The organism is Nocardia africana NBRC 100379, from assembly GCF_001612635.1.
Lineage (GTDB): Bacteria > Actinomycetota > Actinomycetes > Mycobacteriales > Mycobacteriaceae > Nocardia > Nocardia africana.
Map to the genome: position 1 here is coordinate 289,695 of NZ_BDAV01000014.1, position 12,324 is coordinate 302,018.

General features: G+C 68.5%; 11 protein-coding genes and 1 pseudogene. 9 read left to right on the forward strand and 3 right to left on the reverse strand.

Annotation, left to right across the window (positions count from 1 at the left end; all coding sequences use genetic code 11):
* Window positions 1-301 precede the first annotated feature (301 nt).
* From NA3_RS26160 to NA3_RS39330, 3 genes and pseudogenes are all read left to right on the forward strand, one after another.
* Window positions 302-1,192: an IclR family transcriptional regulator gene (locus tag NA3_RS26160; RefSeq protein WP_227995307.1), complete on the forward strand. Its 891-nt coding sequence runs from the start codon at window positions 302-304 to the stop codon at window positions 1,190-1,192.
* A gap of 163 nt (window positions 1,193-1,355) precedes the next feature.
* The gene (locus tag NA3_RS26165; protein ID WP_062966268.1) at window positions 1,356-1,805 is read left to right on the forward strand and encodes a PASTA domain-containing protein; all 450 of its coding nucleotides are present in this window, start codon (window positions 1,356-1,358) and stop codon (window positions 1,803-1,805) included.
* A 28-nt stretch (window positions 1,806-1,833) separates the two neighbouring features.
* Window positions 1,834-1,989, forward strand: a pseudogene (locus tag NA3_RS39330) (phosphotransferase); the annotation flags it as partial.
* 172 nt (window positions 1,990-2,161) lie between these two features.
* Here NA3_RS39330 and NA3_RS26170 read toward each other — a convergent pair.
* Window positions 2,162-2,929, reverse strand: coding sequence for an SDR family oxidoreductase (locus NA3_RS26170; RefSeq protein ID WP_062966269.1), 768 nt, complete (start codon window positions 2,927-2,929; stop codon window positions 2,162-2,164).
* Window positions 2,930-3,287: 358 nt separating this feature from the next.
* Here NA3_RS26170 and NA3_RS26175 point away from each other — a divergent pair, with 358 nt between their 5' ends.
* Together NA3_RS26175 and NA3_RS26180 are read left to right on the forward strand one after the other, a co-directional pair.
* Window positions 3,288-4,199 carry a CPBP family intramembrane glutamic endopeptidase gene (locus NA3_RS26175; protein WP_063917766.1) on the forward strand — a complete coding sequence of 304 codons (912 nt, stop codon included), beginning with the start codon at window positions 3,288-3,290 and terminating at the stop codon, window positions 4,197-4,199.
* 28 nt (window positions 4,200-4,227) lie between these two features.
* Window positions 4,228-5,511 (forward strand): FAD-binding oxidoreductase, encoded by a 1,284-nt coding sequence (locus NA3_RS26180; RefSeq protein ID WP_062966271.1) that lies wholly within the window; start codon window positions 4,228-4,230, stop codon window positions 5,509-5,511.
* Window positions 5,512-5,649: 138 nt separating this feature from the next.
* Here the strand turns inward: NA3_RS26180 and NA3_RS26185 are convergent, their stop codons facing one another.
* Together NA3_RS26185 and ctaC are read right to left on the reverse strand one after the other, a co-directional pair.
* Window positions 5,650-6,066, reverse strand: coding sequence for a cytochrome c oxidase subunit 4 (locus NA3_RS26185; protein ID WP_062966272.1), 417 nt, complete (start codon window positions 6,064-6,066; stop codon window positions 5,650-5,652).
* Between the two features lie 18 nt (window positions 6,067-6,084).
* Window positions 6,085-7,083, reverse strand: coding sequence for an aa3-type cytochrome oxidase subunit II (gene ctaC, locus NA3_RS26190; RefSeq protein WP_062966273.1), 999 nt, complete (start codon window positions 7,081-7,083; stop codon window positions 6,085-6,087).
* Window positions 7,084-7,539: 456 nt separating this feature from the next.
* Here ctaC and asnB point away from each other — a divergent pair, with 456 nt between their 5' ends.
* From asnB to NA3_RS26210, 4 genes are all read left to right on the forward strand, one after another.
* Window positions 7,540-9,465: an asparagine synthase (glutamine-hydrolyzing) gene (gene asnB / locus NA3_RS26195; protein ID WP_062966274.1), complete on the forward strand. Its 1,926-nt coding sequence runs from the start codon at window positions 7,540-7,542 to the stop codon at window positions 9,463-9,465.
* Window positions 9,466-9,696: 231 nt separating this feature from the next.
* Window positions 9,697-10,044: a hypothetical protein gene (locus NA3_RS26200; protein ID WP_128145167.1), complete on the forward strand. Its 348-nt coding sequence runs from the start codon at window positions 9,697-9,699 to the stop codon at window positions 10,042-10,044.
* 53 nt (window positions 10,045-10,097) lie between these two features.
* Entirely contained in the window at window positions 10,098-10,367 is a 270-nt protein-coding gene (locus NA3_RS26205) for a DUF2277 domain-containing protein (protein ID WP_062966276.1), read from the forward strand.
* 347 nt (window positions 10,368-10,714) lie between these two features.
* Window positions 10,715-12,307: a purple acid phosphatase family protein gene (locus tag NA3_RS26210; protein ID WP_062966277.1), complete on the forward strand. Its 1,593-nt coding sequence runs from the start codon at window positions 10,715-10,717 to the stop codon at window positions 12,305-12,307.
* Window positions 12,308-12,324: the final 17 nt, after the last annotated feature.

The window sequence follows — 12,324 nt, forward strand, 5'->3', positions numbered from 1 at the left end:
CCGAAATCTCGACCACTTCGGGGTTGCAGTGTCGAATATTCGACGCTATTGTTCGATATTGTGACACCGACGATAAGCGGACAGCTACGCGTCGGTCAAGGGGCTGCCGGTGACAGCTCGGCCGATGGCCTCCGGCTCCTGGTGGCGACCGCGCCGTACGGGCACCGAACACCCCCGCCGCACACCCATGGCCACGCCTGCGGCGACCGGTACGGTGAGCGGCGGCGGAGACCGGTGTGACCCATTGCCGCCGAGCGATCACCGGCCGCGCGGATCGACCTATCGACCAGGAAAGGACGCCATGTCCGAGGGCATCGACATCGCGACTCCCGCCGCGTCCGCGGGATCAGGATCACCACCCACGCATCGGGTGGTGCGGGTGATCGAACTGCTCTCGCGCCGGCCGGCCGAGCACTTGTCGCTGGCGCGGATCGTGCGCGAGACCGGGCTCTCGCGGGCGACGGCGCACGCGGTGCTGACCCAGCTGACCACCGACGGCTGGACCGTGCGCGATCTCGACGGCAACTACGGCCTGGGGATGGGGCTGCTCGCTGTCGCGCGCCGCGCGGAGGCCGCGTTCCCGCTGCGCCGCCTGTCCGCTGATTTGTTGCGGGAATTCGTTGCCGAACAGGGCTTTCCGGTTTTCCTGGCCGAACGCGACGACGGTTCCATCATCATCACCGAGGTCGCCGGGACCCCATCGGTGCCGTGGATCCGGCAGGGCCGCCGCTTGCCCCTCGCACCGCCGGTGGCTCGTGAATTCATCGCCTGGGCACCGGATTCCGAACGCACCACCTGGATCGACCACGCCGACCCCGCCCATCGCGAGCGTCTGCTCGCGGTACTCGACGCCGTCCGCGCCCGCGGCTACTCCGTCGAACGCCTCGCCGACGAATCCGCTCCGGTACTCGAAGCCCTTGCCGCCCTGCGTAATTCCCCGGTCACCGATCCACTCCGCAATCGCCTGGGCAGCATGATCACCGACCTGATCACCATCGACTACCTCCCCGACGAACTCGGCGCCGAGAATGCCGTAGTCACCGTCGCCGCACCCATCTTCGCCGGCGACCGCGTCATCGCCGCCGTAGTGGCGTGCCCCGACACCCGCCTGTCCGCCCAACGCCTCACCGACCTCGGCGCCGCCGTCACGGCCACCGCGGAAAAGATCACCCGGACCGCCACCGGCACCTGATCAGCGGGCACGCCGTGCCCGGATGTGCCGCCATCCAGCGCAACAGCAGCAGGCTCAGCAGATCGCCGGTGGACGGGGGAACCGTCGGTGCCGGAACAGGCTCGGCGACACCATGTCACAACCGGTCCACGCGCATCGACGCCGCAGCAACTACGGTCGAGATGTGCCGACCACGAACTCTCCACGCCGTTCCGACGACCGCCGTGCCGTTCTCTCCGCGCGGATTTCGATCGCCGCACTCGCGCTGACCGCCGCCTTGTCCGGCTGCGATTCCGAAACCGTCACGTCCGCAACGCCGACCACCGTCGTGACCACGGCGTCCGCCACCGCAACCACGGCCACCGGCGTGCACCCCATCCAGCCCTCCAGCGTGGCATCGCCTTCGCCCGGCACGGTCACCGTTCCCGATGTCCGCGGCGACCGCCCGGCCCTCGCCGACCAACTCCTCACCGCCGCGGGCCTGTACGCGCACATCACCGGCGGCACCGGCCGCGGGCCGGGCGGCGGCCAGTGCGTCATCACCCGCCAAACTCCGGACGCGGAAACCTCGGTCCCGACCGGCACCACCATCGAGCTCACCACCGGCGAGGTCGGCGGGCAGAGTCCCTGCTGAACCACAGCGATCGCGTTACGGTCGCGCCATGGAGTTTCCGGAGGCTGGGACACCGTGGCGACCCTGGTCGACGGCCGCTGGGTCGAGCGGCGCCCGCGCCGCCGGCGTGATCGATTTCGGCGATGCGCACCTGGGCGATCCGGCCATCGACCTGGCGTGGGCGCTGTACGGCGCGCCGCCCGAGTTCTCGGCCGCCGTGGCCGCCACGTACGGGGTGACCGGCGAACTCCGCAGACGAGCATCGGTGTGGCATCGGCTCGGACCGTGGCACGAGGTGACCCACGGCCTCGAGACCGGCTCGGCCACTCATATTCGCAGCGCCTGCCCGGCCTGCTGGACCGCTTGTCTCCGGCGGATCAGCCACGCAGCCGGTAGCTCGGTCCCGGGTCCGCGGCCACGTACTCCGCCCACGTACGCGTCCCGTCGGCGTGGTCCGGGCAGGTGTTGTAACCGGCGCGGAAGGCGTGGGCGATCGTGCCGGGTAGCGGCAACCGCACCGTCCGGCGCGGGCGACCGTGGTGTTGCTGCCAGGTCTTCGTCAGTTCTGCCAGGGTGAGTACCTGCGGGCCGCCGAAATCGTCTGCGCGAGTGCGTGGTTCCGATTCGACCAGGTCGGCCAGGCGGGTGGCCACGTCTTCGGTGGCGACCGGCTGGAAGCGAAAATCCGAGGGCAGCGGGGCGATCGGGAGCTTCTGTACCCCGGACAGGACCGCGGCGATCAGGTCGTGGAACTGGGTGGCGCGCTGAATTGTATGCGGCACACCGCTGTCGGCGATCAGTTGTTCGCAGGCGAGTTTGTTGCGGTAGTAACCGAAGGGGATCCGGTCGATGCCGACGATCGACACGTAGATCAGATGCCGCGCTCCCCCGGCGGCCGCGAGCAGATTCCGCGTCTGCTCGATATCCGGTTTGCCGAAGCGCCGGAAGTCCGAGGCCGCGTGCACGATCGACTCCGCGCCCTCGGCAGCCTCGCGCACCCCGGCCCCGGTCGTCAGATCCCCCACGTGCGTTCCCGCACCCGGGCGCCGCGAGAGCACCCGCACGTCGTGCCCGCGTTCGCGCAGCCGATCCACGATGTGCCGCCCGAGCGCGCCTGTTCCTCCGGTCACCAGCACTGTGCTCATCCCCCCACCCAACCCCGCACCCGCGGTCGGGCAAGCACCCGACAGCCGATGTCACATCCGAATCACCATCGCAAACAACGGTAAACATCGGGCAGTCGGGTGATGGGTGGACTAATCGTGCAAACCTCGCAGAATCCGGCGGTTTTCCGCATTTCCTGTGGCGGTTTCACGAAAAGGTCACGGTACGTCCGGCCTCGACTCGCCCGGCACGCCCGCACATCCCCGGACACTCCGTCCGAACCACACTGCGCGGGAACCGATCCCACATCCCCCGCGTCGAAGTATCCGGGGGCGCCGAATGCCGGAAAGGTGGCGGCCGATCCCGATCGGCATCGGATTCAGTCGCAAGGACGGACATATGGTTGCTCGGCGCTCGGATATCGCCACCTACATCGTGGTCGCGTACGCGCTCGCGTGGGTGCTCGCATCGATTCCCTGGATCGACGGCAAGGGCCTGGAATCGGTGCCCTGGCTGCACGACGGAGCGGCCCTGATGATGTTCGCCCCGACAGTGGCCGTTCTGGTGGCGCGGTCGAGGATGCGGCAGCCCGTCCTCGCGCGCTCCGCGGCCCCGGGCGTCCAGGCGGCTCCCGGCTTCGCCGCCGACGTCGGCCTCGGACTCGGTCCGGCACCCACGCGCACCGCCCGGTTGATGGTCGCCGCGTGGCTCGGCACGCAGATGGTCGCGTGGATCGGCTACGAGGTCAGTGCGGCGCTCGGCTGGTTCCATTTCGATCTGGGCGCCATCGACACCTCGACGCTGGTGGCGATGCTGTTCGAGACGCTGACGACGTCCGTCATCGCGACGCTGCCGAACGCCCTCGGCGAAGAGATCGGCTGGCGCGGTTGGCTACTGCCCCAACTGATCTCCCGCTACGGCACCCCGGTGGCGCTGATCGCGACCGGAGTCGTCTGGGCCCTCTGGCACGCCCCGCTCACACTGCTCGGTTACGGCTTCACCGATATCGGCGCCTGGTCGGCACTGGCCTACATCCCGTTCTGCGTCAGCTTCGGCGCCGTCCTCGGCTGGTTGCGCCTGCGGTCGGCCAGCGTGTGGCCCGCGGCGATCGCGCACGCGTCGTGGAACGGCGGAGTGATGATCTTCGCCGCTCTGCAGTCGGCCGACTCGAGCGGGCACGCGCACGCGCTGCTGGGCGGTTCCGGCATCCCGGGGTGGATGCTGTGGGCGGCCGTCGCGACCGCATTGTTCGCCTTCGCCCCGGTCGCGAAAACCCCCGCACCTGCACTGCGAACTTCGGTGCAGACGTAGCGCCGCTACTGTGGTTAGCTTTGAGGCCATGAGTACCACGCTCGCTGCTCTGCCGGAGGAATATCTGCCCCGCGACACCGCGGATGTCGTTCGCACAGTGCGGGATTCACGACCGCAACCGCTGACCGTGCGCGGCGGCGAGCACAACAGCGAGCAACTCGACGACGAACCGGCCCCGCCCGACCGCCGCATCGTGATGTCGCTGCGGCGGATGAACCGGGTGCAGGCGGTGGACGCCGACGCGCGACTGGTGCGCGTGCAGGCCGGCGCACGACTGTCCGATATCGATCGCACCCTGGCCGCACACGGTCTGGGCCTGCCGATCGTCGGCGACCACCGCGAGATCACCGCCGGCGGTTTCGCGGCCGTCGGCGGGCTCAGCGCGGCCTCGCACCGCTACGGCATGTTCAGCGACAACGTGGTCGCCCTCGAATACGTGGATCCCGAGGGCAGATTCGGCACCTGCGGGCGCACCCACCATGCCGACCGATTCCGCCGCATCCTCGGCGGGGCCGGGCGCACCGGCATCATCACGGCGCTGACGCTGCAAGCCATCGAGGTCGACAAGGACCACACCTGGCTCACCTCCGACGCGCACCGCTTCCTCGACTTCGACACCTTCGTCGAACACTCGCATGCCGAGATCACCCGCCCCGGTGACGCCCTGCTGCAGGTCGGCCGCTGGGTCGACACCGCCCCGCTGCGGGTGTCGCGTCCGGTCGGCACCGGGAACATCCAGCTCGGCACGGTCCGCTTCGGCCAGTGGTCGAGTCTGCACCCCACCACCGCCACCCCCTCGCTACGGGCCCGCCGCGAACTGGGCGCGCGGGCACGAAAGTCGTTGGGCGCCATCGCCTCGGCCGCGGGTGGCCGCGCCGGTATGCCGGTGCGCAACGCCGCCGCCGGTGCGCTGATGTTCGCACCCAAGGTCCTCACGCTGCGCGACGCCGAATATCTCGCGGACACGGTGATCAGCTCCTCCGAGCGCGGCCCCGCCTACCGGGTGGCGGTCTTCGCGCCCATGAGCAGCTACAGCACCGTTTTCCACCGCCTGCACGACCTGTTCGCCGACCATCGCGAACGCAGCGGCGCCATCACGGTCATCTCCGCCATGACCTACGGCGTGCGGTCCCCGTATCTGCACGAATCCGCCGGCGAGGACCACGGCTTCATCACCTTCACCTGCCGCCTGCGCCCCACCGGCACCTACTCCGGCCGCTCCGGCGCCCCGGAACTGTTGCGCGACATCACCTCCGGTATCGACGACATCTGCCGCTCCGAACGCGCCCGCCGCTACCACACCCCCGACTGAACTCCCTGCGTAGACCGAACGCCCCGGCAGACATGTCGGGGCGTTCGGCTTTCCGGCGATGTCCCGGCGATATCTGGAACAACTCCATCAACAACGAAGCGCCCCGGCCGAAGCCGGGGCGCTGTCGTCGGATGATGCTCAGTGCTTCTCGGGTCCCACGTGGTACTCGAACACCAGGCCGGCGACCGAGGCCAGGACGCACAGCACGCCCAGGCCGATCAGCCAGTACTGGAAGAACGCGAAGCCGAGCGCGGTGACCGAGGCGGAACCGGCCAGCAGGATGGGCCAGAAGCTGCCGGGCGAGAAGAATCCCAGGTCGCCGGCGCCGTCGACGATCTCGGCCTCTTCGTAGTCCTCGGGGCGCAGGTCCAGGCGGCGGGCCACGAAGCGGAAGTAGGTGCCGACGATCAGCGTCAGTCCGGCGGTCAGCACGATGGCGGTGGTACCCGCCCACTCGACGCCGGTGCGGGACTGGCCGGTGAAGAATCCGTAGACGACCGCCACGATGATGAAGAACACCGTGAGCAGCTCGAAGATGCGTGCTTCGACCTTCATTGCAGTTCAGTACCCTTCTTACTTGCTCTCGGCCTGGCTGGCTTCACGCGCGGTGCGACGGGTGTCGAACGGATGCGTGGTCGTCGCGACCGGCGACTCGCCGATGCTGGACAGGGCCTCGGCATTGGTCTTACCCGCTTCGCGGGCGGCGATGTACTTGTCGAACTTGTCCGGCGTCACCGCACGCACCTCGAAGTTCATCATCGAGTGGAAGGTACCGCACATCTCCGCGCAGCGGCCGACGAAAGCACCCTCGTGCTCGATCTTGGTGATCTGGAAGGTGTTGTCGGAGTGGTTTTCCTTCGGGTTCGGCATCACGTCGCGCTTGAACAGGAACTCCGGAACCCAGAAGGAGTGGATGACGTCGGCGGAGGCCAGCTGGAATTCCACGACCTTGTTGGTCGGCAGCACCAGCACCGGGATCTCGTTCGACGAGCCGACGGTCTCGACCTTGTCGTAGTGCAGGTAGGAGATGTCGTTGGCGGGCAGGCCGTGCAACGGACCCGGCTGCGGGTGGCCGTCGGCGGTGCGCTCCTTGTACTCGGCCTGGATCTGCTCGTTCATCGCCTGACGGGTCTGGTCGACACCCTGGTAGACCTGGCCGTTCTGACCGACGACCTTCTGATAACCGAACTTCCAGTTCCACTGGAACGCGGTCACGTCGACGACCACATCGGGGTTCGAGGTCTTCTCGTGCACGTAGTTCTGCACGACCACGGTGAAGTAGAACAGCACCGCGATGATCACGAACGGAATCGCCGTGTAGGTCAGCTCCAGCGGCACGTTGTACCCGGTCTGCCGCGGGAACTCCGGGGAGTCCTTCTTCTTGCGGTGGAAGGTCACGGTCCAGAAGGTCAGCCCCCAGACCAGCACACCCATCGCCAGGGCGGCGACGACCGACCACGTCCACAGTTCCCGCATCCGGGTCGCCTGCGGGGTCACACCCGTGGGCCAGCCGAACCGAAGCACGGGATTGTCGATCGAGCAGCCCGAGACGAGCATCACGGTGATCCCCATGGACACCGCCAGCCCGGCCCGCCGAAGGATGCGGCCCCGCCGTACCCGGGCGGGTCGTGCCCCTATCGCTTCGCTCGCCTTGTGCGCCACGCTCAACGCCTTCCTGGTCGTCCATCCGACACGGCGCCACCCGGATGCCGGGCGGCGCGTTTTCAGCACGTTCGGGAGCCTTCCGCGAGCCGCACCGAACGCACGGCCGACCACGAGAGTTCCCGAGTACTACGCAGCGTAGACCAAACCGCCTCCCGCGTTGTCCCCGGGTCGCTTTCGACACACCGGCCACCGGGTGCGATACCCGGCCGATCGGTTTCGCACCCACGCGCGCCGGACGCGAAATGCCTGGCGAGCACGACCGCCGCCCAGCGAGGCGACGAGCCGGGCCGCGGTGCGGCATACTCGGGGACTGGTTTCGAATGTTCTCCGCGTACCCGATCCGGAAACGAGGTTCTCGACGCAGTGTGTGGACTGCTGGGATTTCTGACCGCCGATGTGGCCACCGACTCCGTCGTACAGCAGGTGTACGACGCCTTGCAGTGCGGGCGCCATCGCGGCCCGGACGAGCGCGGCACCTGGCACGACGAACACATCATCCTGGGCTTCAACCGCCTGTCGATCATCGACATCGAGCATTCGCATCAGCCGCTGCGCTGGGGTCCGCCGGAGAATCCGCAGCGCTATGCGCTGGCGTTCAACGGTGAGATCTACAACTACCTGGAGTTGCGCGCGCAGCTGAGCGACGAATTCGGGGCGCAATTCGCCACCGAGGGCGACGGTGAGGCGATCGTCGCGGCCTATCACCACTGGGGCACCGCGGCATTCTCCAAGCTGCGCGGCATGTTCGCCTTCGCCATCTGGGACACCGAAGCCCAGGAGCTGGTGCTGGCCCGCGACCCGTTCGGCATCAAGCCGCTGTTCCTGGCCACCGGCCCGGGCGGCACCGCCTACGCCAGCGAGAAGAAGAGCCTGCTGGAACTGCTGCCCGCGCTGAATCTCTCCGACGCGCTGGATCCGCGCGCGCTCGAGCACTACACGGTGCTGCAGTACGTGCCGGAGCCGGAATCGCTGCACGCGAGCATCCGCCGCCTGGAATCCGGCTGCTACGCCACGCTGCGTCCCGGCGCCACGCCGGAGGTCACCCGCTACTTCGAGCCGAATTTCCGGGTGCGCCCGTTCGCGGCCGGCTCGGAGGACGCCCGCTACCGCGAGATCGCGGCGGTGCTCGAGGATTCGGTCGCCAAGCACATGCGCGCGGACGTCACCGTCGGCGCCTTCCTGTCCGGTGGTATCGACTCCACGGCGATCGCGGCGCTGGCGATCCGGCACAACCCGAATCTGCTCACCTTCACCTCGGCGTTCGAGCGGGAGGGGTATTCGGAGGCCGATGTGGCCGCCGAGACGGCGGAGGCGATCGGCGCGAAGCATTTCATCCGCACCGTCAGCCCCGAGGAGTTCGCCGGCGCGATCCCCGAGATCGTCTGGTATCTCGATGATCCGGTGGCCGATCCGGCGCTGGTGCCGCTGTATTTCGTGGCGCAGGAGGCCCGCAAGCACGTCAAGGTGGTGCTCTCCGGTGAGGGTTCCGACGAGCTGTTCGGCGGCTACACGATCTATCGGGAACCGTTGTCGCTCAAGCCTTTCGAATACCTGCCGAAGGGTGTGCGGCGGCTGGCCGGCAAGCTGTCGGACCGGATTCCGGACGGGACGCGCGGCAAGAGCCTGCTGCATCGCGGTTCGCTGCCGCTCGAGCAGCGCTACTACGGCAATGCTCGCAGCTTCAACGACGCTCAGCTGCGGTCGGTACTGCGCGAATTCCGGCCGGAGTGGACGCATCAGGATGTGACGGCCCCGATCTACGCGCGCTCGCGCGGCTGGGATCCGGTGGCCCGCATGCAGCATCTGGACCTGTTCACCTGGTTGCGCGGCGACATCCTGGTCAAGGCCGACAAGATGACCATGGCCAATTCGCTGGAGCTGCGGGTGCCGTTCCTGGACCCCGAGGTGTTCGCGGTCGCCGAGCAGATCCCGTATCAGCAGAAGATCACCAAGGAGACCACCAAGTACGCGCTGCGTCGCGCGCTGGAGACGATCGTCCCGCCGCATGTGCTGCACCGGCCGAAACTGGGCTTCCCGGTGCCGTTGCGGCACTGGCTGCGCGGCCCCGAGCTCTACGACTGGGCCGCCACCCAGATCGCGGAATCGCAAACCGACCACCTGCTCGACAAGTCCGCGATCAAGGCGATGCTGGAGGCACACCGCGCCGGCAACGGCGACCACAGCCGTCGCCTGTGGACGCTGCTGGTGTTCATGATCTGGCACGGCATCTTCGTCGAGGACCGGATCAAGCCCGATATCCAGGAGCCCACCTACCCCGTGCGGCTCTAGCCGGCGGCTACCACGACGCGGGCGTCGTACCGCGGCCGATCACGGCCGGCGGTGCGACGCCCGTTCTTGTCGAGCCCTTCCCTTCGTGCGCACGTATCGACGTCACGTCATCTTTTCGACGCTCTTGAACGTACCGTTAAACAGCGGTACATTAAGTGACGTCAAGCTACTCGAGCGGCTCGGATCGAGTCGCGAACGGATATGACCGAGACACGTACCGAAGGAATTCCGATGGTTCGAAACGACCTGCCCTCGAAGATCCGCACCCGCATGGCCCGCACGGTGATCGCGGTCGCCGTCGCGGCGGCCCCGATCGTGGCGGCCGCCGCCCCCGCTCTCGCCGAAACAGCCCCGACTCGGTCCCAGGAAGTCCAGGTACCCGCCACGGATATCCAGTTCGTCCACGGCTGGGGTCATCATGGCTGGGGCCATCACGGCGGCTGGGGAACGCCCGGCTGGGGCCTGCCGGGCGGCGGGTACGGCGGCTTCTATCCCGGGTGGTACAGCCCGTGGACCGGTGGTTACGGGTATGGCTACGGCTACGGCTATTCGCCGTTCTCGAGCGGCAGCGCCGCCTGAGCCGGTATCGCATCGGCTCGATCGCACGCGGTGCGCGGCCTAACCTCGTAACTATGTGCCGAAACATCACCGCCCTGCGCGGGCTCGAACCGGAAGCCACAGCCGAGGAGATCGAAGCCGCCGCACTGCAGTACGTCCGCAAGGTGGGTGGTCTGAGCAGCATCTCCGCGGCCACCCGCCCCGCGGTCGACGAGGCCGTCGCCGAAATCGCCGCGGCCACCACCCGCCTGCTGGCCACCCTCCCCGACCGCAAGGTGCCGCCGAAGTCGGTGCCCCCGCTGCGGCGGCCGGAAGTGCAAGCACGCATCGCCGCCCGCGCCTGAGCACGAGGCCCTGAGCGGACCTACCTTTCGCCACCACCCGGACCGTCGACAGGCTGGTGTCCGTGGCATCGGGCAGTCACGGGGAGTGCTCGACGGCATTCGGCTCGTGATTCACCCGGAGTTCGCCGTGGCGTGGGGTTTTCTGAACCCGCGCACGGTTGGCTGGGGGTATGGACGAGCGGGATGCGTCGGAGCCGGTATCGGAGCAGGCGGGTAGCGCCGGGGCGGGGGCGGGTCCTGGTTCGACGCCGGGCGCCGGTGCCCACGGAGATGTCACCGGGGCGGAAGCCGCTGCTCGAGCAGGCGGACCGGAGGGAGGCGGTGCTCGCCCCGACCGATCGCGCGGGGTGAGCCGGCGATGGCTGTTCGGCGCCTCGGGAGCGGCGGCGATCGCCGGGCTGGCCGTCGGTGCGGGGACGACGGCGGCATTGCACGGCGACAGTTCCTCGACCGGTACCGGGGGACGATTCTGGCCGCTGTCACCGGAATTGGCGATCGGACCGGCCCGGGTGGCCGCACCGCCGGTGACGGGGTTGCATCTGCAGTTCGGCGCCGACGCCGCTCGCGAGGCCGTGGTCAGCTGGCAGAGCTCGGGATCGGTGCGCAATCCGGTGGTTCGATTCGGCACGGCCGCAACGGGTTTCGGCGCGACCGCACAGGCGCGGACCCGGGTCTACCGGGACGCCGCCTCGGGCACGGAGGTGTACGCGCATCACGCGGTGCTGACCGGGCTCACGCCGGATACCGACTACGTCTACGCGGCCGGACACGACGGCGCCACACCGGAATTGGGCACCCATCGCACCGCGCCGGCGGGCAGGGCCGCGTTCCGCTTCACCAGTTTCGGCGACCAGGGCACTCCGACGCTCGGCAAACTGGACAACGGCCGCTACGTCAACGACAACCTCGGCTCCCCCGTCGCCGGCGATGTCACCGCGGGGATCGAACATCTGGCCCCGCTGTTCAATCTCGTCAACGGCGACCTGTGCTACGCCAATCTCGCCACCGACCGGATCCGCACCTGGAACGACTGGTGGGCCAACAATTCCCGGTCCGCTCGCCACCGCCCGTGGATGCCGGCGCCGGGTAATCACGAGAACGAACGCGGCAACGGGCCGATCGGCTACGAGGCGTTCCAAACGTATTTCACCGTGCCCGACAGCGGGGCCGAGGATCTCGCGCGCGGGCTCTGGTACGCCTTCACGGTCGGCTCGGTCCGGGTGATCGCGGTGGCCAACGACGACATCTGCCTGCAGGACGGCGGCAACTCCTACGTGCACGGCTACTCCGGCGGCGCCCAGAAACGGTGGCTGGACAAGGAATTGGCCACCGCCCGGGCCGACCGCGCCATCGACTGGATCGTCGTGTTCATGCACCAGACCGCGATCTCCTCGGCCGACAGGTCCAACGGCGCCGATCTGGGGATCCGGCAGGAGTGGCTGCCGCTGTTCGACCGCTACCAGGTCGACCTGGTGCTGTGCGGCCACGAACACCATTACGAGCGTTCACATCCCGTCCGCGGCGTCCTCGGCAGCGACACCCTCACCCCGAACCCGGTGCCCGAGGCGGTCACTCCGGCCACCGCGACCGCACCCGAGATCATCGACACCTCGAAGGGCACAGTGCATCTCGTGATCGGCGGCGGCGGAACCTCCGCCCCCTCGAACGGGCTGTTCTTCCCCGGACAGCAGTGCCGGGTGATCACCGGTGTCGGCGCGGTCGACCCGGCCACGGGTAAGAAGGCGCCGATCTACGTGATGGAGCAGGCGCCCTGGTCCGCCTTCAAGGATCCCGACCATCCCTACGGCTTCTGCGCTTTCGACGTCGATCCCGGTGCCCCCGGCGGCCACACCACCATGACCGCCACCTACTACGCCGTGACCGGCACGCTGAAGCCGGTGGACAGCTTCATCCTCACGCGGCCGCGTTCGGACCACTGACCGGGCCGCGATAGTCG